This is a genomic window from Micromonospora sp. WMMC250 (assembly GCF_027460215.1).
Classification (GTDB): domain Bacteria; phylum Actinomycetota; class Actinomycetes; order Mycobacteriales; family Micromonosporaceae; genus Micromonospora; species Micromonospora taraxaci.
In genome coordinates, this window is sequence record NZ_JAPZBJ010000002.1 from 6,944,519 (window position 1) to 6,971,070 (window position 26,552).

The window sequence follows — 26,552 nt, forward strand, 5'->3', positions numbered from 1 at the left end:
TGGGTAGCCGTGCAGTGATCGATGGTGGGGGTAGGGCTGGTGGCTGAGATGCCGACGGATGCCGAGCGCAGGCGCGTACTGATCGCCGAGGACGAGGCGCTGATCCGGCTGGACCTCGCCGAGATGCTTGTCGAAGAGGGCTACGAGGTGGTGGGGGAGGCCGGAGACGGTGAGACAGCCGTCCGCCTCGCCGAGGAGCTGAAGCCCGACCTGGTCATCCTCGACATCAAGATGCCGATCATGGATGGGCTGGCCGCCGCCGAGCGCATCGCCGGCGCCCGGATCGCCCCGGTGATCATCCTGACCGCGTTCAGCCAGCGTGACCTGGTGGAACGGGCGCGGGCGGCCGGCGCGATGGCGTACCTCGTGAAGCCCTTCCAGAAGAGCGACCTGGTCCCGGCGGTGGAGATCGCGCTGTCGCGTTACTCGGAGGTCGCGGCCCTGGAGGCGGAGGTCGCGAGCCTGACCGACCGCCTGGAGATCCGCAAGGCGGTGGAGCGGGCCAAGGGCGCGCTGATGACCACCTACGGGATGACCGAGCCGCAGGCGTTCAAGTGGATCCAGCGCACGGCGATGGACCACCGGATGACCATGAAGGAGGTCGCCGAGCGGATCCTCGCGGAGACCGCCGGCGGCGAGGTGTCGCAGCAGCCGACCGTCTGAGCGCCTGACCGTGGCCCGCGCGGGGCCCTCCGCGTGACCTCCGGTGGTTAGCATCGACCCGTGTCCGTCCGACGGGTGATCGCGGTGATCGGCCTCTTCGCGCTGGCTCTCGCCGGGTGCGACGGGCCGGCCGCGCCGAGCGGCGGCGGGCCGACAACGGCCGCCGCGCCGGCGTCGCGGCCGGGGTGGCAGCCGCTGACGCTGCCGGCGCCGCCGGGTGGTGCGGGGCGTCCGTTGGTACGGGACGCGGCGTCGTGCGCGGGCCGGTGGTTCGTGGTCGGTGGCGTCGTCGACGCCGAGGGCGGCACCCGTCCGGCGGCCTGGACCAGTGTGGACGGTGCGACCTGGACGGTGCTGCCGGTGCGTCCGGAGTCCTTCTACGGTCGGCAGAACGTGTTCCTGTCGGTGGCCTGCCGGGACGGGAAGGCGGCCCTGATCGGTGCGAAGGTCGGTGGCGCGCACGGTTATCCGCGGGTGAGCACGTGGCGGCAGGTGGCCGACGGCGCGCTGGTCGAGGTGCAGGCGTCGTTCGAGACGTACGGCGGGCCGACGGCGGTGAACGTGTCCCGCCTGACGGCCGGTGCGCGGGGTTGGTTGATCGTCGGCAACCGTTCGGCGGGGGCGGCCTCCTGGGTGGGGTCGCCGGACGCGGCGGAGTTCGCGCTGGTCGAGGGTGCTCCGGAGCTGGCCAGTGACGCGGTGGGGGTGACCTGGGCGTTCGACTCGGTGGCGACGTCGTCGGGGTGGCTGGCGGTGGGTGGTCTCCTGCCGGCCGGTCGGATCGACCGGGACCCGGCGGTCTGGTCGTCGCCGGACGGGCGGTCGTGGCGGCGCACTGTGCTGCCGGGCGGTTCGGAGTACGAGGAGTTGCAGCGGGTGGTGCTGGTCGGTGGTGTGCCGGTGGCGGTCGGGCTGCGGGGGTCGACGTTCGGCGCGTGGCGGCAGGAGGCCGCGGGCTGGGTGACGGCCGGGACGTTCGGGCGGCGGGCCGGTGCCGGGGTGCCGGCGGTGACGTCGCTGGTGTCGTCGGGGGATCGGCTGTTCGCCTCGGTGGTCGACGGTGCGCGGCATTCGGTGTGGGTGTCGGCGGATCGCGGCGGGTCGTGGCGGGAGGCCGCGATGCCGCTCGACGTGCCGGCGGGTGTCGACCGGGACGTGACGCTGGTGGCGGTGGGTGACCGGTGGTGGTTGGCCGCGGACGACGGTGCTCGAGCCGGGTTGTGGTGGGCGGCCGGCCCGGGGGTCTGATAGCCGACTGTGGCGTGGTGCGCCGGCCCGAGTGCGACCTGTCGAGCTGTTTTCGCAGTTCAGCGACGCTTTTTCCGGGTCGGAGCGGCCCGCTTGAGCGTGGGTGGGATTCGGACCGCGCGCGGGCTTAAGGAGTGTCTGGCCGATTCACCTGTGACGGACATCGACGAGATTGCCCACGTCTTCGTAACGGTTTCGCAGACCCCGCGTTCAGGCCTTCCGAGACGGTATGCGGTGTCGGTACGCTCCGCCATCACGAGCCGTAACGCAGGGGGAGTCCCTGCGGGGTGGGTGGAATTGCGGGTCTGCTGCTGTCGCCGTCGCTTCGGGTCAGCCGGGTCCGCATCTGGAGGAGGTCAGGAAGCCGTGAGGCGAAGCTATGTACGGGCGCTGGGCACCGTTGCGCTCGCCGCGACCCTGGTGGTCGCGGCTGGTTGCCAGGATTCCGGCGGCGGCGAAGGTGGGACCGCGTCCGGTGACTGTGGTGGCAAGATCGCGATCTTCGGCGCGTTCACTGGTGACAACGCGGGTCTGGTGATCCCGTCGCTGAACGGCGCGAAGCTCGCCGTGGAGCAGTTCAACACCGCGAACCCGAACTGCAAGGTCACCATGCAGGAGTTCGACACCCAGGGTGACCCCGCGGTGGCGACCCCGTTCGCGAACCAGATCGCGGGCGACAACTCGTTCCTCGGTGTCATCGGTGGTCACTTCTCCGGTGAGTCGGACGCGACGATGCCGATCTACCAGGCTGCCGGCCTGGCGATGGTCAGCCCCTCGGCGACCCGGACGGACCTGACCCAGAAGGGCAACACGTCCTTCTACCGCGTGGTCGGCAACGACGGCACGCAGGCCGGTGCGGTGGCGAGCTACCTGAAGACCCAGAACGCGCAGAAGGTCTTCATGGTCGACGACGCCAGCGCCTACGGCGCCGGCATCACCGACGAGCTGGGCAAGCAGCTCGGCCCGCTGGTCGTCAACAAGGACAAGATCCAGGAGCGGCAGACGCAGTTCGACGCCACCGTCTCCAAGATCAAGGCCGCTCAGGCGGACTTCGTCTTCTACGGTGGTTACACCCGTGAGGCCGCTCCGCTGGTGAAGCAGATGCGTGCCGCCGGTGTCCAGGCCAAGTTCGTCGGCCCGGACGGTCTGTACGACACCGCGTTCCCGAAGGGTGCCTCCGGTGGCGCCGAGGGCGCGATCATCACCTGCCCGTGCCTCCCGGCCGACAAGGCCGGCGGCACCTTCTCCGCCGACTACCAGAAGAAGTTCGGCATCCCGCCGGGCTCCTACGGCGCTGAGGGCTTCGACGGCGCGACGATCTACCTGGACGCCTTCAAGGCTGGCAAGAAGACCCGGGCGGACATCCTGGCGTTCGTGAAGTCGTACGACAAGCAGGGTGTGTCGAAGTACATCAAGTTCGACGCCAAGGGCGACGTTGACCCGACGAAGGTCGTCATCTGGGCCTACCAGATCAAGGGCGAGGCCATCGAGGCGCTGCAGGAGCTCAAGCTCAGCTGACGCCCCACGCAATGGAGTGCGGCCGGGGTGACTCACCCCGGCCGCACTCGATTCAAGGAGACCCCCGGTGCATTTCGATGAACTGATCGGCCATCTCGGCCAGCACACGGTCGATGGCCTGTCCAAGGGCGCCATCTATGCCCTGATCGCCCTTGGCTACACCCTCGTCTACGGCGTCCTTCGCCTGATCAACTTCGCGCACTCCGAGGTGTTCATGGTCGGTACCTTCGCGGTGCTGATCCTCTGGAACCAGCTCGGGGTCGAAAATAACCCGCCTGTCGGACAGGCGATCCTGTTCCTGGTACTCGGTCTGGTCGTCGCTGCGGCAGCCTCGGGCGGTACGGCTCTCGCGCTCGAGCGGGTCGCCTACCGGCCGCTGCGGCGCAAGAACGCGCCGCCGCTGATCTTCCTGATCACCGCGATCGGTCTGTCCCTGGTCTTCGTCGAACTCTTCGGGCAGGTGCTGCCGAAGCTGCTCGGCGGCGCGTTGCCGGATGTGTTCGGTCGGCCCCGGCAGATCGTCGGTATGCCGACGATCATCCAGCAGGAGACCCTGTTCACCATCGGCAACACGGCGATCACGAACATCCAGCTGATCGTCTTCGTCGCGGCCGTGGCGATGATGGCGCTCCTGGACTGGTTCATCAACCGCACCCGGTACGGCCGGGGCGTGCGGGCGGTGGCCCAGAACCCGGAGACCGCCGCGCTGATGGGCGTCAACCAGGAGCGCGTGATCATGCTGATCTTCGTGCTCGGTGGCATCATGGCCGGCGCCGCCGCGCTGTTGTGGAGCATGCGGTTCGGCTTCACCCAGAACAGCATCGGCTTCGTGCTCGGCCTGAAGGCGTTCACGGCCGCGGTGCTCGGTGGCATCGGCAACCTGCGCGGCGCGCTGCTGGGTGGCCTCTTCCTGGGCATCGTCGAGGTTTACGGCGCGACGCTCTTCGCGTCCAACTGGGAGGACGTCATCGCCTTCGTGGTGCTGATCGTGGTGCTGATGTTCCGGCCCACCGGCCTGTTGGGTGAGTCGCTCGGGAGGGCCCGCGCATGATCGACAAGATTCGCACCGCAGACCGTCGCCGGGTCGGTTTCCTGACCTCCGTCAGCGAGCGCTGGCAGGCGTTGCCGAAGTGGCAGAAGGCCATCGGCGTGCTCGCCCTGCTCGTTTTCGTCTACTCCCTGCCGTACCTGGGCAAGCTGCCCGGGGGTCTCATGATCCCCGGTCTGAACGACCTGCGTACCGACTCGATCGAGGGCGGCAACAACTGGGCGGGCGTGCTCTTCGTCTGCGCTATCTACGTCCTGGTCGCGATCGGTCTGAACGTGGTGGTCGGCCTCGCCGGTCTGCTCGACCTCGGCTACATCGGGTTCTTCGCCATCGGCGCGTACAGCGTGGCGTTGTTCGGTTCGGTGAACTCCCCGGTGGTCAAGTGGATTCAGCAGGAGTTCGACCTGCCGCCGACGTGGGCGGTGACCTGGGGCATCTGTCTGCTGATCGCGATCGTGCTGACGATGATCTCCGGGGTGCTGCTGGGCTGGCCGACGCTGCGGCTGCGCGGTGACTACCTCGCGATCGTGACGCTCGGCTTCGGTGAGATCATCCGGATCGTGGCCCGTAACGCCACCGGGGTCACCAACGGTCCGGTAGGTATCTCCGCCATTCCCGGCCCGGAGGGTGCGCCCTCGGCGGACAACAAGGTCTTCGGTCTGATCGACGCGAAGCCCTGGTACTGGTTGGCGATCACCTTCGTGCTGCTGATGGTGATCGTGGTCCGCCGGTTGGAGCACAGCCGGGTGGGTCGTGCCTGGCTCGCCGTCCGCGAGGACGAGGACGCGGCCGCGGTGATGGGCGTGTACCCGTTCAAGTTCAAGCTGTGGGCGTTCGCCATGGGCGCGGCGCTCGGCGGCCTGGCGGGCTTCCTCTTCGGCAGTCGTAACGCGTTCATCGACCCGACCCAGTTCAACGCGAACCTCTCGATTCTCTTCGTCGCGATGGTCGTGGTCGGCGGCTCCGGCAACATGCTCGGTGTCTCGCTCGGCGCGGTGCTGCTGGCGTACCTGCCGGAACGGTTCCGCGATTTCGCCGACTACCGGTGGCTGGTCTTCGGTCTGGCCATGGTGCTGGTGATGATCCTGCGCCCGCAGGGTCTGATCCCGAGCCGGCGGCGAGCCCGCGAGTTGAAGGACCGCGCGGCGGAGGCAGAGGAGGCGCCCGCTCATGTCTGACCAGACCACCAGCACGTCCGCGCCGAAGATCCCGGCTCAGCCCGGACCTCGGTCGGTGCTGCTCGAAGTCAACGACGTCACGCTCCGCTTCGGTGGTGTGGTCGCCCTCGACAAGATCAATTTCCAGATCTACGAGGGTGAGATCCTCGGCCTCATCGGGCCGAACGGCGCCGGCAAGACCACCAGCTTCAACGTGATGACCGGTGTGTACAAGCCGACCTCCGGGGCTGTCCTGTTCCGCGGCCAGAAGGTGACCGGCCGTAAGCCGCACCAGATCAGCCAGTTGGGCATCTCCCGGACGTTCCAGAACATCCGTCTCTTCCCGGAGATGACGGCGCTGGAGAACGTCATGGTCGGCACGGACTCCCGGCACCGGACCAGCGTGCCCGGTGCGATCTTCCGGATGCCCCGGAAGAAGCCGAAGCCGCACGAGTTGCCGCAGGTGACCGCCGAGTCGGGTATCCAGCGGACGTGGCAGGAGACGCGCCGGACGTTCGCCAAGACGTTCGGGTTGTCCCGGCACATCCTGGAGGAGCGGGCGGCCGAGGCCAAGGCGTTGGAGTTGCTGCGCTTCGTCGGCATCGCCGACCGGGCCAACGACGAGGCGCGCAACCTGCCGTACGGCTACCAGCGTCGGTTGGAGATCGCCCGCGCGCTGGCCACCGAGCCGAAGCTGATCTGCTTGGACGAGCCGGCTGCCGGCTTCAACCCGGCGGAGAAGGAGGAACTCCTCACCCTGATCCGCAAGATCCGGGACATGGGCCTGACCGTGCTGCTCATCGAGCACGACATGCGGCTGGTCATGGGCGTCACCGATCGGATCGTGGTGCTGGAGTTCGGCCGCAAGATCGCCGAGGGTGCGCCCGCGGAGGTCAGCCGCGATCCGAAGGTGATCGCCGCGTACCTGGGGGAGCCCGCCGATGACGCTGCTTGAGTTGGAGAACGTCGCCGTCGCCTACGGTCGGATCGAGGCGCTGCACGGCATCAGCCTCACCGTCAACGAGGGTGAGGTGGTGGCCCTGATCGGCGCGAACGGCGCCGGCAAGACCACCACGATGCGGGCCATCTCGGGAACCCGGTCGCTGTCCGAGGGGAAGATCACCTTCAACGGTGAGGACATCAGCAAGCTCCGAGCCGACCTGCGGGTGGTCCGGGGGCTGTGTCAGTCGCCGGAGGGGCGGCAGATCTTCCCGGGCATGACGGTGATGGAGAACCTGGACATGGGGGCGTACACCCGGCGGGACTCCGCCGGCATCGCCGCCGACCTGGACCGGGTGCTGGGCCTCTTCCCGCGGTTGGCCGAGCGGCGCAAGCAGGCCGGTGGCACGCTCTCCGGCGGCGAGCAGCAGATGCTCGCGGTCGGCCGCGCGCTGATGAGCCGTCCGAAGCTGCTGCTGCTCGACGAGCCGTCGATGGGTCTGGCCCCACTGGTCATCCGGCAGATCTTCGACATCATCACGGAGATCAACCAGCAGGGCACCACCATCCTGCTGGTGGAGCAGAACGCCCAGCAGGCGCTGTCGCGGGCACACCGCGGCTACGTGCTGGAGACCGGTCGGATCGTGAAGGAGGGGTCCGGTCAGGACCTGCTGCACGATCCGTCGGTCAAGGAGGCGTATCTCGGCGTGGCCTGAGCCATCCGAGCGACGGCCGGTCACCTCTCGTGGGGTGGCCGGCCGTCGGCGTTCGGGCCGGCCGTGGTTTCGGTGTCGCGTCACCGGTGCCGCCGGCCAGGGATGTCGGTGCGACGGACTAGAGTCGCTGCCGTGACAGCTACGACGCCGCGCCTGCTCCTCGTCGACGGACATTCCATGGCATACCGGGCCTTCTTCGCCCTGCCTGTGGAAAACTTCTCCACCACGACGGGTCAGCCGACCAACGCGGTGTACGGCTTCACGTCGATGCTGATCAACGTGCTGCGCGACGAGCAGCCCACCCACATCGTGGTGGCCTTCGACGTCTCCCGCCGTTCCTTCCGCACCGAGCAGTACGCGGAGTACAAGGCCGGCCGCAGCGAGACCCCGAACGACTTCAAGGGCCAGGTCAGCCTGGTCAAGGAGGTCCTGGCCGCGCTCCAGATCCCGGTGGTGGAGAAGGAGGGCTTCGAGGCCGACGACGTCATCGCCACGCTCGCCTGCCAGGCCCGCGACCAGGGCATGTCGGTGCTGATCAGCAGCGGTGACCGGGACGCGTTCCAGTTGGTCGACGACCAGATCACCGTCCTCTACCCGCGCAAGGGCGTCTCCGACCTGGCCCGGATGGATCCGGCGGCGATCGAGGCGAAGTACGGCGTCGGCCCGCAGCAGTACCGGGACCTCGCCGCGCTCGTCGGCGAGACCAGTGACAACCTGCCGGGCATCCCCGGCGTCGGCCCGAAGACCGCGGCCAAGTGGATCACCACGTACGGCGGGGTGGAGGGCGTGATCGCCCGCGCCGACGAGATCAAGGGCAAGGCCGGTGACAGCCTGCGGGAGCGCCTCGCCGACGTGATCCGCAACTACGAGATCAACCGGCTCGTCTCCGACCTGGAGCTGCCGCTGCGCCCGGAGGACACCCGCTGGACCGGGTGGGACCGGGAGGCCGTGCACCAGGTGTTCGACACCCTCGAGTTCCGCATCCTGCGCGACCGCCTCTACCAGTACCTGGAGGCGGTGGAGCCGGAGGCCGAGTCCGGGTTCGACCTGGCCGGCGAGGTGCTCACCGAGGCCGGGGCGCTGGCCGGCTGGCTGGGCACGCACGCGCCAACCGGCACGCCGGTCGGGCTGGCGGTCAAGCTCGACACCGGCGTCAACCGCAGGCACACCGCCTCGATCACCGGCCTGGCGCTGGCCACCGCCGGCGGCGCGGCGGCGTGGATCGACCCGGCGCGCCTCGACCCGACGGACGAGGGCGCCCTCGCCGGCTGGTTGGCCGACGCGCAGCGGCCCAAGGTGCTGCACGACAGCAAGCCGGCCGTGCTGGCCTGCGCCGCGCACGGCTGGCAGCTCGCCGGCATCGTCCGCGACACCCAGATCGCCGCGTACCTGGCCCGCCCCGACCAGCGCTCCTACGACCTCACCGACCTGGCGCTGCGCTACCTGCACCGGGAGCTGCGGGTCGACGTCCCGGAGTCGGGCCAGCTCACCCTCGACGGGCTGGGCGACGAGGGCGTGGCCGAGCAGAACCTGATGCTGCAGGCCCGGGCCACCCTCGACCTGGCCGACGCGATCGACGCCGAGCTGTCCCGCGACGGCGAGCAGTCCGCCCGGCTGATGGCCGGGGTGGAGTTGCCGTTGATGCGGGTGCTGGCCGGCATGGAGAGCACCGGCATCGCCGCCGACACCCATTACCTGTCCGAGTTGGAGGCGCACTTCGCCGCCGAGGTGAAGGCCGCCGCGCAGGGCGCGTACGAGGCGGTGGGTCGGGAGTTCAACCTCGGCTCACCCAAGCAGTTGCAGGAGATCCTCTTCACCGAGCTGGGCCTGCCGAAGACCAAGAAGATCAAGACGGGTTACACCACCGACGCCGACGCCCTGCAGTGGCTCTACGCCCAGCAGCCGCACCCGGTGTTGGCGCACCTGCTGCGCCACCGCGACGTGGCCAAGCTCAAGTCGACAGTCGACGGTCTGCTGAAGTCGGTCTCCGACGACGGCCGGATCCACACCACCTTCAACCAGACGGTGGCGGCCACCGGTCGGCTCTCTTCCACCGAACCCAACCTGCAGAACATCCCGATCCGCACCGAGGAGGGCCGGCGCATCCGCCGCGCCTTCGTGGTGGGGGAGGGCTACGAGTGCCTGCTCACCGCCGACTACAGCCAGATCGAGATGCGCATCATGGCGCACCTGTCGTCGGACGACGCGCTCATCGAGGCCTTCAACTCCGGCGCCGACTTCCACGCCGCCACCGCCTCGTCGGTCTTCGGGGTGCCGCTCGACGAGGTCACCCCCGACCAGCGGCGCAAGATCAAGGCCATGAACTACGGCCTGGCGTACGGGCTCAGCGCGTTCGGCCTGTCCCAACAGCTCAGCATCAGCACCGAGGAGGCGCGCGGGCTGATGGAGAACTACTTCGCCGGCTTCGGCGGGGTGCGCGACTATCTCCAGCAGGTCGTCGCCCGAGCACGCCAGGACGGCTACACCTCGACCATCCTGGGCCGCCGCCGCTACCTGCCCGACCTCGTCAGCGACAACCGGCAGCGCCGCGACATCGCCGAGCGGATGGCGCTCAACGCCCCCATCCAGGGTTCCGCGGCCGACATCATCAAGGTCGCGATGCTGCACGTCGATACCGCGCTCGGTGACGCCGGGCTGCGCTCGCGGATGCTGCTGCAGGTCCACGACGAGTTGGTCTTCGAGGTCGCCCCCGGTGAGCGGGAGGCACTGGAGGCACTGGTCCGCCACGAGATGGGCGGGGCGTACCCGCTGTCGGTGCCCCTGGAGGTGTCGGTGGGCGAAGGCCGGGACTGGAACAGCGCGGATCACTGATCTTGGTGGTGGTTGCGGTGTGGGGGTTGCGGGGCAGCCCGCCCCGCTCCGGGCGGTCAGGCTTGATCCCTGCGCGGGTCGGGCTGCCCCGGAACCCCTGACCAGTCGCCCTGGCCGCGGCCGTCAGCGCTGTGGGAGCCCGGCCGGTCGCGCGGATCGCCCTGGCACCGCGCGTGCTCGCTGTGCCCGCGCGGCCCGCCCTTGGCCGTCCGTTCCCGCACCGCCCCGTCGGGCACCGGGGGCCGGGTATCGGATCGGGGCGCACGGTTTCATGATCTGCGCAGCTTCGGGGAAAGTGCTGCCTCAGGACGCCACGACCCAGCACTTCCCCGAAGTTGCGCAGATCTTGCTCTAGGAGCCTGCGACGTCGGGCCGGCTTCCTCACTTCATCGGGTCGTGGCCCCAGTTCATGAGGGACCAGCGCCACTTGGTGTCGCGGACGTTGCCGGAGGGGCGCTGCGCCATGTGCCGGCGTACGTAGCCGACCACCTTGCGCATGTGCTTGTAGTCGCCCTCGGACAGATCGCCGCGTTTACGACGCAACAGGTTGATGATCTTCCGGCCGGACTCGTGCCCGACGGACTCGCCGCCTCCGGAACGACCGCCCTTGTGCCAGCCGACCTGCTTCGACTCGTCGGTCTCCAACCAGGACGACAACTCACCGGGCTTCATGTTCACCGCCTCGGTGAACTCCCGGTAGGTGTCCCGGCCCTGGTCGTCAGCCCTGCTCATGGCGCAGCGCCTCGGGGCGGTGGGCCACGTCGCGGCCCGTGCCGTCACTGCGAACCCGGTACTGCGGATCGTCGGGCGCCGCGTTCACGGCCCGCCCCCGGATCCGGGTCCGTTCGGTGATGGTCTCCTGCACCACGCCGTACGCGCGGCTGCCGTGGGCCGACCAGGAGACATGGTCGCCCTTGTGGAATCTCTGTTCGGCCATGCCCCTCGGCTACCCGACGCCCGGGGGGCGAAACGGCTACGGCGTGATCTCGGCGATCGGCAGCTTGATGTCGAACGGCTCGGTCAGCTCGATCACGTCGGCGCCGTCGGCGACCAGCTCGTACTGCCGCTCACCGCCCGGCCCCACGTGGTCGCCGATCCGGTACGCGTAGACGTGCACCGGATCCTGCTCGATGCGCCAGTAGAAGGGAATGCCGGCGGCGGCGTACTCCCCGGGCTTCGCGAACCGGTCGATCCGCCGCGTGCCGGGCGAGACGATCTCCACGGCGAGGACGACGTCCGCCGGCCGTAACGTGGACCGGTTGGACGGCACCTCGGCGCGACAGAGCAGCACGTCCGGCTGCCGGCTGGTGTCGCGGCTGAGTGCGACTCCGACTGCTTGGGCGGCGCGAAGATTCGCCGGGGCGTGCGAGCGCAGCCACAGCCACAGCAGGCTGCAAATGTCTTGATGGCCCAGGGTGGGGGAGGGTGTCACCTGGATAACTCCGTCGACGAGTTCGACGCGGGGGGCGTCGTCCGGCAGGGCGAGCAGGTCCTCCAGCGTGTAGTCGGCACGCTGCTGCCGCATCGGGTCCGGACACCAGGGGCCAGGTGATGTCGGGATGGGCTCGGCGCTCATGGGGCTGAGCCTACCGGCGATCGATGGCCCGCAGGTCGGACCGCGGGTGCGACGCGCTCAGTCGGCGGCCTTGTCGGTGACGAAGATGGCCGTACCGGGAAAGAGGCGCCCGCGCAGCGGACTCCACTGCCCCCAGATGCCCTCGTGCCCCTCCGGCCACTCCGGCTCCACCAGGTCCACCAGTCGGAAGCCGGCCCCGACCAGCTCCCGGACCCGGTCGCCGAGCGTGCGGTGCTGTTCGACGTAGGTGGCCACGCCGGATTCGTCCTGCTCCACGTAGGGGGAACGGTCGAAGTACGAGTGCACAGCGGTCAGCCCGCCCTCACCCGGGTCGTCGAGGAAGATCCAGCGCATCGGGTGGGTCACCGAGAACACCCACCGTCCGCCGGGGCGCAGCACCCGGTGCACCTCGGCGTGCAGGGCCGCCGAGTCGTCCACGAACGGGATCGCGCCGAACGCGGTGCAGGCGCTGTCGAACGACCGGTCGGCGAACGGCAGGGCGAGGGCGTCGGCCTGCACCAGCGGTACGCGTACCCCGGTGTCGTCGGCGGCTGTGGCGGCGTGCCGCAACATGCCGGCGGACAGGTCGAAGGCGACCGGTCGGGCGCCCTGGGTGGCGAGCCAGCGGGCGGCGGCCGCCGCACCGCAGCCGACCTCCAGCACGCGCCGCCCGGACACCTCGCCGAGCAGGTGGGCGTCGGCCTCGCGGAGTCCTTCCGGACACCAGACGAAGTCCACGTCGCCGAGGAACGCGCCATGCTCGGCCTGGTAGTCGTCGGCGTCGGTGTCCCACCAGCCGCGGTTGGCCCGTCGGATCTCGGCGTCAGCCACCCGGCGCCGGGTGACCCGGCTGTCGTCATCCACGGCGCTCACGCTAGGCCCTATCCGTCGCGTGGGGTGCGGCGGCGCGGCCACGATTCGTCGAACGGCTCCTCGGGCGACGTGTTCGAGCCGCCGGGTGGCGGGAGTGTCGACGGGCGCTCGTGGCCCGTCCCGCGAGGGTCGTTTGTGGCTGCTGTGACGCACGAGACAGGAGGGGTCGTTTCCGGGCGATTGTTCGCCTTTCGCAGGTCACCGCACGTAGAGAAGCCGGGAGGGCTTGCACGCTGTGGTAATGCGCACGGTAGGCTAGACGATGCGCTCGCGGATCGCGTTGCCTCGGCAGGGAGCAGGTGCGCGGTCGACGGAGCCACATCATGATCTCACTAGCGATCGTTCGGTGTGCCCGGCGACGGATCCGCTGGCGCGAACAGGTCACCGCGACACCAGCCTGCTGTGACAACCCACCGACCGGAGCAACCGCCCACATGACGAGCAGCATCGAGGCCCCCTCGAGCGCCACCCGGGTCACCCACGACGATCTCGGTTCCGAGGAGGCTTTCCTCGCCGCGATCGACGAGACCATCAAGTACTTCAACGACGGCGACATTGTCGAAGGCACCGTCGTCAAGGTCGATCGGGACGAGGTCCTGCTCGACATCGGCTACAAGACCGAGGGCGTCATCCCCTCTCGGGAGTTGTCGATCAAGCACGACGTGGACCCCGCCGAGGTTGTGACGGTTGGTGACCACATCGAGGCCCTGGTCCTCCAGAAGGAGGACAAGGAGGGTCGTCTGATCCTCTCCAAGAAGCGGGCGCAGTACGAGCGGGCCTGGGGCACGATCGAGAAGATCAAGGACGAGGACGGCGTCGTCCGCGGTTCGGTCATCGAGGTGGTCAAGGGCGGCCTCATCCTCGACATCGGGCTGCGCGGCTTCCTGCCCGCGTCGCTGGTCGAGATGCGTCGTGTGCGTGACCTGCAGCCGTACGTCGGGCGGGAGCTCGAAGCCAAGATCATCGAGCTGGACAAGAACCGCAACAACGTGGTCCTGTCCCGCCGGGCCTGGCTCGAGCAGACGCAGTCCGAGGTGCGCACCGAGTTCCTCAACAAGCTGCAGAAGGGCCAGGTCCGCAAGGGCGTCGTGTCCTCGATCGTCAACTTCGGCGCGTTCGTGGACCTCGGCGGCGTCGACGGTCTGGTGCACGTCTCCGAGCTGTCCTGGAAGCACATCGACCACCCGTCCGAGGTCGTCGAGGTGGGCCAGGAGGTCGAGGTCGAGGTCCTGGACGTCGACCTGGACCGCGAGCGGGTCTCGCTGTCGCTGAAGGCGACCCAGGAGGACCCGTGGCGGCAGTTCGCCCGCACCCACGCGATCCAGCAGATCGTGCCGGGTAAGGTCACCAAGCTGGTTCCGTTCGGTGCGTTCGTCCGCGTCGACGACGGCATCGAGGGCCTGGTCCACATCTCCGAGCTGGCCGAGCGCCACGTGGAGATCCCGGAGCAGGTCGTCCAGGTCGGCTCCGAGGTCATGGTCAAGGTCATCGACATCGACCTGGAGCGTCGCCGGATCTCCCTGTCGCTCAAGCAGGCCAACGAGGGCTTCGTCGAGGGCGAGGAGCACTTCGACCCGACCCTCTACGGCATGGCCGCGACGTACGACACCGAGGGCAACTACATCTACCCGGAGGGCTTCGACCCGGAGACGGGCGAGTGGCTCGAGGGGTACGACAAGCAGCGCGAGACCTGGGAGAACCAGTACGCCGAGGCTCGTCAGCGCTGGGAGGCCCACACCAAGCAGGTGCAGACCTCTCGGGCCGCCGACGCCGAGGCCGCTGCCAACCCGGCCCCGGCCGTCCCGGCCGCTGCCGGTGGCGGCGGTGGCACCACCTCCTCGTCCAGCCCGGCCCCGAGCCGGCAGGCCGAGGAGCCGGCCGGCACGCTGGCCACCGACGAGGCGCTCGCCGCACTGCGGGAGAAGCTCGCCGGCGGTAAGTGACCCGCTGAACGACGACGGGCCCCGTCCCCGCGATCTTCGGATCGCCGGGGGCGGGGCCTTCGCCGTGGGGGCGCGCCAGCCGGTGGGCGGGTTTGGTGGTGGGCTCGGGCATCCGGTTGACTGGTCGGGTGCTGAGAGTGGGGTTGACCGGCGGGATCGGGTCGGGCAAGAGCGCGGTGGCGGCGCGGCTGGCCGAGCGGGGCGCGGTGCTCATCGACGCCGACGCTGTGGCCCGGGAGGTCGTGGCACCGGGTACTGACGGATTGGCCGAGATCGTCGCCGCCTTCTCCGACACGGTGCTGGACGCCGACGGCGCGTTGGACCGCGCCGCGCTGGGCGCGTTGGTGTTCGCCGACCAGACGGCGCGCCGTCGACTGGAGTCGATCACGCACCCTCGGGTTCGGGCCCGCACCGCCGAGCTGACCGCCGCTGCGGCGCCCGACGCGATCGTCGTCAACGACGTGCCGCTGCTGGTCGAGGTGGGGCTCGCGCCCACGTACCACCTGGTGATCGTGGTGCAGACGGCCGTGCCGACCCGACTGGAACGGCTGGCGCGGGACCGGGGGATGAGCCGTGCGGAGGCCGAGCGGCGGATGGCCGCCCAGGCCGACGACGTCCGCCGGCGGGCCGTGGCGGACGTGGTGCTGACCAACGACGGCAGCCTGGCGGACCTGCACGACGCCGTCGACGCGCTCTGGGTGCGGCGGTTGTTGCCCTACGAGGACAATCTGCGCGAGCGGCGGGTGGTCCCACCGGGTCGGATCGACCGGGCCGGCGCCGACGCGACGTGGCCGGAGCAGTACGCGCGGCTGGCCGCCCGGATCCGACACGCGCTCGGCTCGGACGCCCTGCGGATCGACCACATCGGTTCCACGGCGGTGCCCGGCCTCGCCGCCCAGGACGTCATCGACGTGCAGGTGGCCGTGTCCAGCCTCGCCGACGCCGATGGTGCGCTGGCCGACCGACTGGCGAGCGCCGGGTTCCCCCGGGTGCCGGGGCAGTGGTGGGACGACCCGCGTCCGGCTGGCAGCGCTCGGTGGCAGAAGCGGTTGCACGGCAGCGCGGACCCGGCCCGCCCGGTTCGCCTGCACGTGCGGGTGGCCGACTCGCCGGGCTGGCGGTACGCCTTGATGATGCGCGACCACCTCCGTGCCGACCCGGATCAGCGGTCCGCGTACCTGCTGCTCAAGCGGGACCTCGCCGACGCGGCACCGGAGGTCGGCGAATCGGGCACGGCCAGCGATCCGTGGTTCGACGAGGAGTACCTTCGGGCTGAGCAGTGGGCCGAGCAGACCGGCTGGCGGCCCTGAGCGACACCGGTCAGCGGGCGGCGTGCGGTCGGGGGGTGGCGGCTGGCCGGGGGATCGGGGCGAGCCGGGGCACCACTGTGGGACGGAGATCCAGTTGGGCCCACGCGTCGGCGTCGGTGTGCAGCTCCAGCCGGAGTAGCGACCCGTCGCGGTCGATCCAGTAGCGCAGCCGCGCGCCGGCCGAGTCGACCTCGACGACGTCCACTGTCTGTCCGCCGGCGACGTCCTCGCGTACCCGGACGGCCGTGCCGCGTGGCGCGACCGACCCGGCGGCCACCGCTGCGTCCACCAGCACGCTGACAGCGTCGCGGCCGGCTCGGGAGACGCGCCACGGCCCGGCCGGGGGCGGGAGCGGCGGCCGTTCGGGCTGTTCCGCGGTGCCGCCACCGGCAGCGCCCGCGGGCAGATCCGCCCGGGCCAGACCGGTGGTGTCGCGCCGCAGCAGGGTCCGGCGGTCCGGCACGCCCAGGTCGGCAACCGCGAGGTACGCGGTACGCGTGGTCCAGCTCAACCAGCCGGCGGCCCGCAGATTCGTGTCCGTGCCGACGGGTGCGGTCAGTGTCAGCGTCGCACCGCTCTTCGCCCGCAACCGGGCCGGTAGCTGCTCCAGTCGACGCCGCTCGGCGTCGGTCAACGCGCGGGGCAGGCCGGGCCGGCCACCGAGGGCGTCCACCGGGTGCAACGTCGGTCGGTCCGCCCGGTTGAGGACCACGGTGACCGGGCCGACGCCGGGCAGTTGGGTCACCAGTTTGTGCAGGCGGGCGTCCTGGTCGAGCCAGTACCGGGTCTGGCCGTCCGGGTCGGCGCCCGCCGGGCCGGCGGTGCTGCCGGGTGCCGAACGAGGCGCTGGCGTCCCGGGCAACGGCGCCTGTAGGACGTCCACCGGCCCGGCGGCCACGGTGTCCCTGGCGATCCAGCGAGCGCCACCGTCGGGTGCCGCCCACGTCGCGTCCGGGCGGTCGGCGGCGAGGCCGAGGAGCAGGTCGAGCACCGGTGCCAGGTTCGTCCCAGGGGCGAGGCGGTGCAACCGCCAACGGTCCGCGGGAGGCACCAGCGGTGGTGCGGCGGGAGTGGGTACGGCCGCGGGGTCGGGTCGGACCACCAGGCCCGCGCCGACCTTCTGCACCAGCCCTCGTTCCGCGCCCGCGCCCGGCCCACCCACGTCGAGGTAGAGCAGGGACCGCGACCAGTCCACCCAACCCACCAGCTCGATCCGCGCGGCGTCGACGCCGGCGGTGACCCGGACCCCGGCGCGCAGGTCCCGCAGGTTGGTGACCCGCACGGCGGCCAGCCGCTCACCCTCGGCGAGGGTCAGCGGTCGGGACGGCTCGGGTGGGTCGGGGGCCCAACTCAACAGCCCGAGCACCAACGCCGCCGCGGACGTCACAGCGGTCAGCGCGAGCAACAGCAGCACGGTACGTCGACGGCGGCTGGCCGGGGTCCGGCCGTCCGCCGGGTCGGCGGCAGGTGGGGAGGTCTCGTCGGCGCGGGTGGTCGCTCCGGCCCCGTCGAGACGGCGCCCGGTGGCGGGTCGGCGCCTGCCGGCGGACCGCCCCCTGCCGGTCGGTCGGGCGGTGGCGGGTCGGCTGGTGGTGGGCCGCGCGGCGGCGTCGGAGGGGCGCCCCGCGCCCCCGGTGTCGGTGCCGCCTCCGGTGGAAGCTCGCCGTTTGGCGTCGGCGCTGCCTCCGGTGGAAGCTCGCCGTTTGGCGTCGGCGCTGCCTCCGGTGGAAGCTCGCCGTTTGGCGTCGGCGCTGCCTCCGGTGGAAGCTCGCCGTTTGGCGTCGGCGCTGCCTCCGGTGGTGTCGGGAGCCGGGGTCGGAGAGGTGTCCACGGAGATGAAACGGGCGGGGAGGCGCCGGGGTGACGAGCAGGGGCGCTCGCGGCGGCCGGTCTGCGCCGTGAGCGCGACCACACCGGTGCGCACGCCGGACGAGCCGGGTGCTGCGACCGCAGTGCCGGGGGCGGCCGGCCGTGATGACGGCCTGGCCACCGGCCCGGTCGGCCGCCGCGAGCGGCCTACACGAGAAGGGTAGTCCCGGTGACATGGGCCACACAATGGGAATATTGAAGCCGATCACGTACCTGGCGTGACGGCCGTTCCTGTCGGACCTCCGGCGTACCGTTGACGGCATGGCGCTCGACATTCCCCGGCTGGACAGCCGCTTCCAGGTCGTCAGTGAGTTTCAGCCGGCCGGCGACCAACCGGCCGCCATCGACGAGCTTGCGCGTCGGGTCCGGCGCGGTGACCGCAACACCGTGCTGCTCGGCGCGACCGGCACCGGCAAGAGCGCCACCACGGCGTGGCTGGTCGAGCGCCTCCAGCGCCCGACCCTGGTGCTCGCCCCCAACAAGACGCTCGCCGCGCAGCTGGCCAAGGAGTTCAGCGAGCTGCTGCCGCACAACGCTGTCGAATACTTCGTCTCGTACTACGACTACTACCAGCCCGAGGCGTACATCCCGCAGACCGACACCTACATCGAGAAGGACTCCTCGATCAACGAGGAGGTCGAGCGGCTGCGGCACTCGGCCACGATGTCGCTGCTCACCCGCCGCGACGTGATCGTGGTGGCGACCGTCTCGGCGATCTACGGCCTGGGCACCCCGGAGGAATACCTCGACCGGGCGGTGAAGGTGCAGGTCGGCCAGGAGCTCGACCGCGACCAGTTGCTGCGTCGGCTGGTCGACATCCAGTACACCCGCAACGACATGGCCTTCCAGCGGGGCACCTTCCGGGTCCGCGGCGACACGCTGGAGATCATCCCGGCGTACGAGGAGTTGGCCGTCCGCGTCGAGCTGTTCGGTGACGAGGTGGAGAAGCTCTACTACCTCAACCCGTTGACCGGTGACGTGGTCCGCGAGGTCGACCAGCTGGTGATCTTCCCGGCGACGCACTACGCGGCCGGTCCGGAGCGGATGGAGCGGGCGATCCGCGACATCGAGGTGGAGTTGGCCGAGCGCCTCGCCGAGTTGGAGCGGCAGGGCAAGCTGCTGGAGGCGCAGCGGTTGCGGATGCGCACCACCTACGACATCGAGATGATGCGGCAGGTGGGCTTCTGCTCCGGCATCGAGAACTACTCGATGCACATGGACGGGCGGCTGCCCGGCAGCCCGCCGCACTGCCTGCTCGACTACTTCCCCGACGACTTCCTCACCGTGGTCGACGAGTCGCACGTGACCATCCCGCAGATCGGCGGCATGTACGAGGGCGACGCGTCCCGCAAGCGGATGCTCATCGACCACGGCTTCCGGCTGCCCAGCGCGGCCGACAACCGGCCACTGCGCTTCGACGAGTTCCTGGAGCGGGTCGGCCAGATGGTCTTCCTCTCCGCGACTCCCGGCACCTGGGAGATGGAGCAGGCCCAGGGCGAGTTCGTCGAGCAGGTCATCCGGCCCACCGGTCTGGTCGACCCGCAGGTCGTGATCAAGCCGACCAAGGGCCAGATCGACGACCTGATGCACGAGATCAAGCTGCGGACCGACCGCGACGAGCGGGTGCTGGTCACCACGTTGACCAAGAAGATGGCCGAGGACCTGTCCGACTATCTCCTGGAGAACGGCATCCGGGTGCGTTACCTGCACTCGGAGGTCGACACGCTGCGCCGGGTGGAGCTGCTGCGCGAGCTGCGCAAGGGCGACTACGACGTGCTGGTGGGCATCAACCTGCTCCGCGAAGGCCTGGATCTGCCCGAGGTGTCGCTGGTGGCGATCCTCGACGCCGACAAGGAGGGCTTCCTGCGCAGCGGGCGTTCGCTTATCCAGACCATCGGCCGGGCCGCTCGTAACGTCTCCGGTCAGGTGCACATGTACGCCGACAAGATCACCCCGTCGATGGCGGCGGCGATCGACGAGACCGACCGGCGTCGAGCCAAGCAGATCGCGCACAACGAGGCGCACGGCATCAGCCCGGAGCCGCTGCGTAAGAAGATCCACGACATCCTGGACGACATCTACCGCGAGGCGGAGGACACCGAGAACTCCCGGGTCGGGGGCGCGGTGCGTCAGCTCTCCCGGGGCAAGGCGCCGGTCAAGGAGACCCGCAGCCGCAGCCGGTCCGCCGCCACGACCACCTCGCGGGAGGGGATGGCCCGCGCCGACCTCGCCCAGCTGATCCAGGAGCTCAACGACCAGATGCTGGCCGCAGCCCGCGAGCTGCAGTTCGAGCTGGCGGCTCGGATCCGCGACGAGGTCTCCGACCTGAAGAAGGAGCTCCGCGGCATGGACGCCGCCGGCGTGAAGTAACCGACGGCCGTTCGGCCACCGCCGACGCCCCGCTCGGGCGCTGGCGGCTCGGGCACCCGGCGGCTGGTCGGGCGACTCGTCCGGGCGGGGGCGGCCCCACGCGAAAGGTGGGCGGGGTTGACGGAGACGGCACCTGCCGACGAGATGGTCGTCGGGCTGCCCGACGTGCGTCTGCGTCCGTTCGTGGACCGGTACGTCGGCTACCGCGAGCGGGCGGACCTTCCCCTGGTGCGCCGGGAGTCGGCGGGCGTCTTCGTGGTGCTGATCCTGGGTTGGGGCGCTCCGTTGGACGTGACCGACCCGCGCAGCGCGGAGCGCGGCGTCACGCAGGTCGACTCGTTCGTGGCCGGCACGTTCGACGGCTGGTGCACGACCCGCACGCTGGGTGTGGGGGAGGGCGTCGAACTGCTGCTCGCCCCGCTGACCGCTCGCCGGCTCCTCGGTGTGCCGCTGAGCGAGTTGACCAATCGGGCGGTCGGCGTCGGGCAGCTTCCCGACCGTTGGCTGGTGCGACTGCGTGACCGGCTCGCCGCGACGCCCGGCTGGCCGGAGCGCTTCGTCCTGCTCGACAGGGTGCTCGGTGCCCGGCTGGCGGCGTCACCGCCGGTGGACGCCCGCCTCGATTGGGCATGGCGGTGGCTCGTCGCCGGTGGCGGGCGGGGCAGCGTCGGTGCGCTGGCCGACGAGGTGGGCTGGAGCCGACGACATCTCGCGTCCCGTTTTCGGCAGGACGTGGGACTACCGCCGAAGACCGTCGCCCGGTTGCTGCGGTTCCAACAGGCGTGTACGGCGCTGAGCGACGTCGGCCTGGCCATCGGGCCCAGTGCCATGGTCGGGCCGGACAGCGGACCACCGGCCGATGGTGGGCACCGCGGGCCTGCTGCGGCCGAGCCCGGCGCGGGGAGACCGGTCGACTGGGCCGGGGTGGCGGCTCGCTGCGGCTACTACGACCAGTCGCACCTGATCCGGGACTTCCGCGAGTTCGCCGGGGCCACCCCGACCGCACTGCTCGCCTCCCGGTCGGCGATCGCCTGACACCTCGGCCAGCTGAGGCGCCTCGGCGGGTCGACTGGCCGAGGTCACGTTCGTCCAATCCGAACCCGGGTCGTCGGCCGCAGAATCGGCTCATGCGAACCGTCTATCCGATCCTTCGTTACCCCGAACCCCGTGCCGCGATCGACTGGCTCTGTTCAGCCTTCGGCTTCCAGGCGCACGCCGTACACGAGACGCCGGACGGCTCGATCGCGCACGCCGAGCTCGTCCTCGACACCGGCATGATCATGTTGGGAGGCCGGGCCGGCACCGCACCTCGGCCGGCCGCCGACGACTGGTCGGTCTACGTGGCGGTGCCGGACGTCGATGCCCACTGTGCCCAGGCTCGCGCGGCCGGCGCCGAAATCATCCGCGAGCCGTTCGACACCGACTACGGCTCACGCGACTACGCCGCCCGCGACCTGGCCGGCACCGTATGGTCCTTCGGCACCTACCGCCCCTGAGCCCGCTCCGGCACGCCGCCGACTCCACCCGGCGACACCTGTCCGAACCCGCCGGCGGGTTGTTCCGAACGTGCCGTCACCGCACACGCGCCGGTCCGGAGCCGGGTCGGCGGGAGCCGGAGGGATGTCGGTTGTCGGGTCCTGTGGAGCTGAATCGTCTGCGACATCAGCTCCACAGCGACAGCCGGAGGTGATGCCCGTCGGCATGCTCGCATCGGTGCTACACGGGTCGGGTCAGAACGACGCACCAGCCTCGCGCCCAACCGAGCCCGGCTCGCCGATACGGCATGCTTCGGCACTGATCTCCGCCCAGGCAATCCTCGCGCTCACAACCCCTGGCGCGGGGCACGGGGCGGCGACAACAGGGCATTTTGGCGGCCGGAATCGGTGCCGGGACAAAAAGCCTCGATTGCGGTGTGCGAGCAAACTATTGCACTGGGTGATCGTCCTGCGTAATCTCCCTCGGTGGGGAGGCCGGGATGCCGCTACCAACAAGTCCTGTCATTCGACGTGCACGTCTGGGCGCAGAGTTGCGCCAGCTACGCCGGCGCGAGGCGCTGACCCTGGAGCAGGTCTGCGACCGGCTGGGGTGGGCCTCGACGTCGAAGTTGTCCCGCATCGAGCTGGGTCAGAGCCGTCCTGACCTCGCCGATGTGCTCGATCTGCTGGACATCTACAAGGTGCCCTCACCCGCCCGCGAAGCGTTGATCGTGATCGCCCGGGACGCGGCGACCAGCCGCGGCTGGTGGAAGACGCTGGGCGAGATGAGCGAACGGCAACGCACCTACGCCGAGTTGGAGGCGGGCGCGGCGGACATCGTCGAGTACCAGCCGTCGGTCGTGCCGGGGCTGCTCCAGACGCCCGCGTACGCCCGGGTGCTGGTCACGGCCGGCGCGCGACTGACGCCCGAGGTGGACGTGGAGGCCGAGGTGCGTGCCCGTGCACTGCGGCAGGAGGTGTTGCGGCGGGCCTACCCGCCGCGCTACACGGCGGTGCTCGCCGAGGCGGTCTGCGACCCGGGCGACCTGCCGGAGGCGGTCTGGCGTGAACAGTTGCGGCACCTGGTGGCCGTGACCGGGCTGTCGCACGTCACGGTGCGACTGCTGCCACGCGGGGTGGCCGGCGAAGGACTGCACCCACTCACGCCGTACTCCTGCTATGCCTTTCCGGACCCGGCCGACCCGCGGACGGTGATGCTCGAGGCGTTGACCACCGACGTGCGGTTGGCCACCGTGCTCGACGTCGACCGTTACCAGCGGATGACCGAGGCGCTGCTGGGGGCGGCGTTGTCACCGGAGGAGACCATCACCGCGCTGGCCCGCCGCGTCGGCGAGTAGGAATCGTCGTGCCGCGCGGCCACCGGGCCCGGCGCCCCCGAGCCCGTCGGGACCGGCGGCCGGCGCGTGCGCGGGCACGATAACCGCGGGGTACGACAGCGACAGCGGGCGTACGACAGCGGCGCTCAGGCCGGTACGTCGAGGAAGTGTTCGACCACTGGCGGCCCGGCGAAGTGCGGTCCGATCAACGCGCGCCACCGCTCGAAGCGTTCGGTGGCCCGGAAGTTGTCCTCGTGGGCTTCGACCGAGTCCCATTCGACGAGCAGCACGAAGCGGGTGGGGGATTCGATGCCCCGCGTCATCCGCACCGAGCGGCAACCGGTCGCCCCGGCGAGCACCGGGTGACCCTCGGCGTACGCGGCGGCGAACGCGTCCTCGTGTCCGGGTAGTACGTCGATCAGCGCGACTTCGAGCACCATGTCGGAAAGCCTCCCACGACGGGCGGGGCCGATGGTGTCCCGGGGTCTGTTCCAGCCTGGAGGGTGCCCCTAGGGTGGCACCGTGATCATCGATTGGCTCACCGGCACCGCGTTCCAGGTGGCCGGTACGGGCACCACCTGGGCGGAGCTGTTGGGATTCGCCACCGGTGTGCTCAACGTGTGGCTGGTGGCCCGGCAGAAGATCGCCAACTGGCCGATCGGCATCGCGAACGTGCTGCTGCTCATGCTGCTGTTCTGGACCGCCGGCCTGTACGCCGACGCCGGGCTCCAGGTCGTGTACGTCGCGCTCGGCTGCTACGGCTGGTGGCACTGGTTGTTCGGTGGCGAGCGGCGGAGCCGGCTCACGGTGAGCCGTACCGGGCGACGGGAGTGCTTGGCGCTGGCCGTGGTCGGGTTGCTGCTCACCGCCGGTCTGTGGGTCCTGCTGGACCGGGCCACCGACTCCACGGTGCCGCTGCCGGACGCGTTGACCACGGCGCTGTCGCTGCTGGCGACGTACGGGCAGACCCGCAAGCGGGTGGAGAGCTGGTGGCTGTGGATCGCGGCCGATTTGATCTACATCCCGTTGTACGCGTACAAGGGACTGCACCTGACCGCCGTCCTCTACCTGGTCTTCCTCGCCCTGTGCGTGCTCGGGTTGCGGGCCTGGCGGGAGGATTTGCGCCGGGTCGACCCGCCGACCCCGGTGCCGCCCGGCCCGGCGCCGGTCGCCGCATGAGCGAGCGCAGCGAGCGAATCAGCATGCTCGGTGCGAAGGTGCCTCATGCCGGCGCCCAGTGAAGCGGAGTGACGGCATGAGCGAGCGCAGCGAGCGGGCGTCCGAGTTCGGGCACGGGATGGTGGTGGGCAAGTTCTACCCGCCGCACGCAGGGCACCACGCGCTGATCAAGGCGGCGGCCGCCCGCTGCGCGGAGGTCACCGTCGTCGTGGCGCCCTCCCGCCGGGAGTCGGTTCCACTCACCCTGCGGCTGGACTGGTTGCGGGAGGTGCACGCGGACCGGCCGTGGGTCCGCTTCGTCGGCCGGTACGACGACCATCCCGTCGACTACGACGACCCGGCCGTCTGGGACGCGCACTGTGCGGTGTTCCGGGCGGCGCTCGGTTCGCGGCGGGTGGACGCGGTGTTCTCCTCCGAGGCGTACGGCCGCGAGTTGGCTCGGCGCTTCGACGCCGTACCCGTGTCGGTGGATCCGGATCGGCGGACCGTGCCGGTGTCCGGCACTGCCGTCCGCGCGGACCCGGCGGCGCACTGGCGGTGGTTGAGCGCGCCGGTGCGCGCCTGGTTCGTCCGGCGGGTGGTGGTGGTTGGCGCCGAGTCGACTGGCACCACCACGATGGCCGAGGCGCTCGCGGCGCACTACGGCACATCCTGGGTGCCGGAGTACGGCCGGGAGTTGACCGCCCGCAAGCTGGCCCGGCTGCGGGAGCGTGTCCCGCAGGCGAGCGTCTTCGACGTCACCTGGGACCCTGACGACTTCCGTACCGTGGTTCGCGAGCAGCAGGCCGCCGAGGACGCGGCGGCGCGGACGAGTGGGCCGCTGCTGATCTGCGACACCGACGCGCGGGCCACGGCGGTGTGGGAGGAGCGTTACCTGGGCAGCGCGTCGCCGGAGGTCCGGGCTGCGGCCCGCCGACCGGCGCTGTATCTGCTCACGGATCATCGGGGGGTGCCCTTCACCGACGACGGGCTCCGCGACGGCGAGCATCTGCGGGCCTGGATGACCGAGCGGTTCCGTACCGAGCTGGCGGGGTGCGGGGTGCCGGTGGTGGAGCTGTCCGGGACGCATGCCGAGCGGCTGGCGCGGGCGGTGCGGGCCTGCGACGACCTGCTCGCCGCCGGCTGGTCGCTCGCCGACCCGATAGCCGCACCCGATCTGCACTAGCCTCCTAGGACACCTAGGGGGTGTGCGGCGTGTGCGGCACCACCGACCGCCCGGGGTGTGATCACGGGCGGTGGTGGGCAACAATGGTCACCGAGGAGGGGAGTATTCCCCCGCAACGGAGTCGTCAGCACGGTCGATCGTCGGAACCTCGGCGTCCCGACCCGGCTCCGTCGGTCGCCTCCCGGTAACGGGTGGCGGCGGAAGAGACCTCCGACAGTCACCAGAGTGAGCGACAGCGGCACACCGGCCCCTCCGGGGGCGTACGGTGTGCCCGACGCCGCGTGTCTGCCGGAGGATTGAACGTTGGACGTGTCCGGATTGGTGTGGGCGGGGACGCTTGTCGCACTGACTGCGGTCCTGCTCGTCGACCTGTTGATCATTGGTCGGCGCCCGCACGAGCCGAGTGTGCGGGAGTCGAGCCTCTGGGTCGCCTTCTACGTCGGTCTCGCCCTGCTCTTCGGCGCCGGTGTCTGGTTGACCTCCGGCGCCAGTTCGGCCGGGCAGTTCTACACAGGTTGGCTCACCGAGTACAGCCTCTCGGTGGACAACCTCTTCGTCTTCGTGATCATCATGGCCCGCTTCGGGGTGCCCCGGCAGTACCAGCAGAAGGTGCTGCTCGTCGGCATCGTGCTGGCGCTGGTGATGCGCGGTGGGTTCATCGCCGCCGGTGCCGCGTTGATCACGCAGTTCTCCTGGGTTTTCTACATCTTCGGCGCGTTCCTGATCTACACCGCGGTGAACCTGGCCCGGCAGGGTGAGCCGGACGAGGACGAGTTCTCCGAGAACGTGCTGATCCGGTGGAGCCGCAAGGCGCTGCCGATCTCGAAGGACTACGACGGCGCGAAGCTCACCACCAACGTGGCCGGCAAGCGGCTGTTCACCCCGATGCTGATCGTGATGATCGCGATCGGCACCACCGACCTGATCTTCGCCCTGGACTCGATCCCGGCGATCTTCGGCATCACCCAGGAGCCGTACCTGGTCTTCACCGCGAACGTCTTCGCGTTGATGGGCCTCCGGCAGCTCTACTTCCTGCTCGGCGGCCTGCTCGACCGGTTGATCTACCTGAGCTACGGCCTGGCCGTGGTGCTCGGCTTCATCGGCGTCAAGCTGGTGCTGGAGGCGTTGGCCGACAACAACCTGCCGTTCATCAACGGTGGCGAGCACGTCGGGTGGGCCCCGCACATCCCGATCTGGCTGTCGCTGCTGGTCATCATCGGCACCCTGGGCATCGCCACCGCCGCCAGCCTGATCAAGTCCTCCCGGGACCGACGTCGCGAGCTGGTCGACGCTCGCCGCTGATCCGTCGCGCGCCGACGTGGTCGAGGCGACAG

At 70.4% G+C, this 26,552-nt stretch carries 22 protein-coding genes and 1 pseudogene; 17 read left to right on the top strand and 6 right to left on the bottom strand.

Going from position 1 to position 26,552, the window contains the following annotated elements:
* Positions 1 to 39: 39 nt before the first annotated feature.
* The 8 genes from O3438_RS31650 to polA all read left to right on the top strand — a co-directional run bounded on the left by O3438_RS31650 (position 40) and on the right by polA (position 10,121).
* The gene (locus O3438_RS31650; RefSeq protein WP_088991522.1) at positions 40 to 663 is read left to right on the top strand and encodes an ANTAR domain-containing response regulator; all 624 of its coding nucleotides are present in this window, start codon (positions 40 to 42) and stop codon (positions 661 to 663) included.
* 60 nt (positions 664 to 723) lie between these two features.
* Positions 724 to 1,911, top strand: a complete 1,188-nt coding sequence (locus O3438_RS31655; protein WP_269683163.1) for a hypothetical protein — start codon at positions 724 to 726, stop codon at positions 1,909 to 1,911.
* A gap of 366 nt (positions 1,912 to 2,277) precedes the next feature.
* On the top strand, positions 2,278 to 3,429 hold the full coding sequence (locus O3438_RS31660) for a branched-chain amino acid ABC transporter substrate-binding protein (protein ID WP_088988503.1): 1,152 nt from the start codon (positions 2,278 to 2,280) through the stop codon (positions 3,427 to 3,429).
* A 67-nt stretch (positions 3,430 to 3,496) separates the two neighbouring features.
* Positions 3,497 to 4,480 (top strand): branched-chain amino acid ABC transporter permease, encoded by a 984-nt coding sequence (locus O3438_RS31665; protein WP_269683164.1) that lies wholly within the window; start codon positions 3,497 to 3,499, stop codon positions 4,478 to 4,480.
* On the top strand, positions 4,477 to 5,655 hold the full coding sequence (locus O3438_RS31670) for a branched-chain amino acid ABC transporter permease (RefSeq protein WP_269683165.1): 1,179 nt from the start codon (positions 4,477 to 4,479) through the stop codon (positions 5,653 to 5,655). The genes O3438_RS31665 and O3438_RS31670 overlap by 4 nt, the downstream gene beginning before the upstream one ends.
* On the top strand, positions 5,648 to 6,589 hold the full coding sequence (locus O3438_RS31675; RefSeq protein WP_269683166.1) for an ABC transporter ATP-binding protein: 942 nt from the start codon (positions 5,648 to 5,650) through the stop codon (positions 6,587 to 6,589). Before O3438_RS31670 ends, O3438_RS31675 begins: the two co-directional genes overlap by 8 nt.
* The gene (locus tag O3438_RS31680) at positions 6,576 to 7,289 is read left to right on the top strand and encodes an ABC transporter ATP-binding protein (RefSeq protein ID WP_269683167.1); all 714 of its coding nucleotides are present in this window, start codon (positions 6,576 to 6,578) and stop codon (positions 7,287 to 7,289) included. The genes O3438_RS31675 and O3438_RS31680 overlap by 14 nt, the downstream gene beginning before the upstream one ends.
* Before the next feature lie 132 nt (positions 7,290 to 7,421).
* A complete protein-coding gene (gene polA / locus O3438_RS31685; protein ID WP_269683168.1) occupies positions 7,422 to 10,121 on the top strand; it encodes a DNA polymerase I in 2,700 nt (899 codons plus the stop codon).
* A 384-nt stretch (positions 10,122 to 10,505) separates the two neighbouring features.
* Here the strand turns inward: polA and O3438_RS31690 are convergent.
* From O3438_RS31690 to O3438_RS31705, 4 genes and pseudogenes are all read right to left on the bottom strand, one after another.
* Positions 10,506 to 10,853: pseudogene (locus O3438_RS31690) on the bottom strand (DUF3140 domain-containing protein); the annotation flags it as partial.
* Positions 10,840 to 11,058 (bottom strand): DUF2945 domain-containing protein, encoded by a 219-nt coding sequence (locus O3438_RS31695; RefSeq protein WP_145779816.1) that lies wholly within the window; start codon positions 11,056 to 11,058, stop codon positions 10,840 to 10,842. The pseudogene O3438_RS31690 and the gene O3438_RS31695, both read right to left, overlap by 14 nt.
* A gap of 36 nt (positions 11,059 to 11,094) precedes the next feature.
* A complete protein-coding gene (locus O3438_RS31700; RefSeq protein ID WP_269683169.1) occupies positions 11,095 to 11,697 on the bottom strand; it encodes a Uma2 family endonuclease in 603 nt (200 codons plus the stop codon).
* 57 nt (positions 11,698 to 11,754) lie between these two features.
* Positions 11,755 to 12,570, bottom strand: a complete 816-nt coding sequence (locus O3438_RS31705) for a class I SAM-dependent methyltransferase (protein WP_442929683.1) — start codon at positions 12,568 to 12,570, stop codon at positions 11,755 to 11,757.
* Between the two features lie 323 nt (positions 12,571 to 12,893).
* Here O3438_RS31705 and rpsA point away from each other — a divergent pair, with 323 nt between their 5' ends.
* Both rpsA and coaE read left to right on the top strand, forming a co-directional pair.
* Entirely contained in the window at positions 12,894 to 14,513 is a 1,620-nt protein-coding gene (gene rpsA, locus O3438_RS31710; protein ID WP_208744961.1) for a 30S ribosomal protein S1, read from the top strand.
* Between the two features lie 128 nt (positions 14,514 to 14,641).
* A complete protein-coding gene (gene coaE, locus O3438_RS31715; protein ID WP_269683171.1) occupies positions 14,642 to 15,823 on the top strand; it encodes a dephospho-CoA kinase in 1,182 nt (393 codons plus the stop codon).
* Between the two features lie 10 nt (positions 15,824 to 15,833).
* Here coaE and O3438_RS31720 read toward each other — a convergent pair whose 3' ends face one another.
* Positions 15,834 to 17,747, bottom strand: a complete 1,914-nt coding sequence (locus tag O3438_RS31720; RefSeq protein ID WP_269683172.1) for a hypothetical protein — start codon at positions 17,745 to 17,747, stop codon at positions 15,834 to 15,836.
* 206 nt (positions 17,748 to 17,953) lie between these two features.
* Between O3438_RS31720 and uvrB the strand changes: the two genes are divergently transcribed.
* From uvrB to O3438_RS31740, 4 genes are all read left to right on the top strand, one after another.
* Positions 17,954 to 20,062 carry an excinuclease ABC subunit UvrB gene (gene uvrB, locus O3438_RS31725; protein ID WP_269683173.1) on the top strand — a complete coding sequence of 703 codons (2,109 nt, stop codon included), beginning with the start codon at positions 17,954 to 17,956 and terminating at the stop codon, positions 20,060 to 20,062.
* 117 nt (positions 20,063 to 20,179) lie between these two features.
* Positions 20,180 to 21,097 carry a helix-turn-helix domain-containing protein gene (locus O3438_RS31730; protein ID WP_269683174.1) on the top strand — a complete coding sequence of 306 codons (918 nt, stop codon included), beginning with the start codon at positions 20,180 to 20,182 and terminating at the stop codon, positions 21,095 to 21,097.
* A 92-nt stretch (positions 21,098 to 21,189) separates the two neighbouring features.
* Complete coding sequence (locus tag O3438_RS31735) at positions 21,190 to 21,558, top strand: VOC family protein (RefSeq protein ID WP_269683175.1); 369 nt, start codon at positions 21,190 to 21,192, stop codon at positions 21,556 to 21,558.
* 479 nt (positions 21,559 to 22,037) lie between these two features.
* On the top strand, positions 22,038 to 22,895 hold the full coding sequence (locus O3438_RS31740) for a helix-turn-helix domain-containing protein (protein ID WP_332367481.1): 858 nt from the start codon (positions 22,038 to 22,040) through the stop codon (positions 22,893 to 22,895).
* A 125-nt stretch (positions 22,896 to 23,020) separates the two neighbouring features.
* On the opposite strand, the gene O3438_RS31745 is transcribed toward O3438_RS31740, so the two are convergent.
* A complete protein-coding gene (locus tag O3438_RS31745; protein WP_269683177.1) occupies positions 23,021 to 23,314 on the bottom strand; it encodes an antibiotic biosynthesis monooxygenase family protein in 294 nt (97 codons plus the stop codon).
* Positions 23,315 to 23,396: 82 nt separating this feature from the next.
* Between O3438_RS31745 and pnuC the strand changes: the two genes are divergently transcribed.
* The 3 genes from pnuC to O3438_RS31760 all read left to right on the top strand — a co-directional run bounded on the left by pnuC (position 23,397) and on the right by O3438_RS31760 (position 26,520).
* Complete coding sequence (gene pnuC / locus O3438_RS31750; RefSeq protein ID WP_269683178.1) at positions 23,397 to 24,053, top strand: nicotinamide riboside transporter PnuC; 657 nt, start codon at positions 23,397 to 23,399, stop codon at positions 24,051 to 24,053.
* A 76-nt stretch (positions 24,054 to 24,129) separates the two neighbouring features.
* Complete coding sequence (locus O3438_RS31755; protein ID WP_269683179.1) at positions 24,130 to 25,218, top strand: AAA family ATPase; 1,089 nt, start codon at positions 24,130 to 24,132, stop codon at positions 25,216 to 25,218.
* A gap of 303 nt (positions 25,219 to 25,521) precedes the next feature.
* Entirely contained in the window at positions 25,522 to 26,520 is a 999-nt protein-coding gene (locus O3438_RS31760) for a TerC family protein (RefSeq protein WP_269683180.1), read from the top strand.
* Positions 26,521 to 26,552: the final 32 nt, after the last annotated feature.

What these genes read in the sequence shown, in the direction of transcription:
- O3438_RS31675 (WP_269683166.1), top strand. Translation starts at nt 5,648, where the DNA reads ATGTCTGACCAGACCACCAGCACGTCCGCGCCGAAGATCCCGGCTCAG.
- O3438_RS31745 (WP_269683177.1), bottom strand. Translation starts at nt 23,314, where the DNA reads ATGGTGCTCGAAGTCGCGCTGATCGACGTACTACCCGGACACGAGGAC.
- rpsA (WP_208744961.1), top strand. Translation starts at nt 12,894, where the DNA reads ATGATCTCACTAGCGATCGTTCGGTGTGCCCGGCGACGGATCCGCTGG.
- O3438_RS31735 (WP_269683175.1), top strand. Translation starts at nt 21,190, where the DNA reads ATGCGAACCGTCTATCCGATCCTTCGTTACCCCGAACCCCGTGCCGCG.
- uvrB (WP_269683173.1), top strand. Translation starts at nt 17,954, where the DNA reads ATGGCGCTCGACATTCCCCGGCTGGACAGCCGCTTCCAGGTCGTCAGT.
- O3438_RS31700 (WP_269683169.1), bottom strand. Translation starts at nt 11,697, where the DNA reads ATGAGCGCCGAGCCCATCCCGACATCACCTGGCCCCTGGTGTCCGGAC.
- O3438_RS31755 (WP_269683179.1), top strand. Translation starts at nt 24,130, where the DNA reads ATGAGCGAGCGCAGCGAGCGGGCGTCCGAGTTCGGGCACGGGATGGTG.
- O3438_RS31680 (WP_269683167.1), top strand. Translation starts at nt 6,576, where the DNA reads ATGACGCTGCTTGAGTTGGAGAACGTCGCCGTCGCCTACGGTCGGATC.
- O3438_RS31695 (WP_145779816.1), bottom strand. Translation starts at nt 11,058, where the DNA reads ATGGCCGAACAGAGATTCCACAAGGGCGACCATGTCTCCTGGTCGGCC.
- O3438_RS31740 (WP_332367481.1), top strand. Translation starts at nt 22,038, where the DNA reads ATGCCGCTACCAACAAGTCCTGTCATTCGACGTGCACGTCTGGGCGCA.
- O3438_RS31670 (WP_269683165.1), top strand. Translation starts at nt 4,477, where the DNA reads ATGATCGACAAGATTCGCACCGCAGACCGTCGCCGGGTCGGTTTCCTG.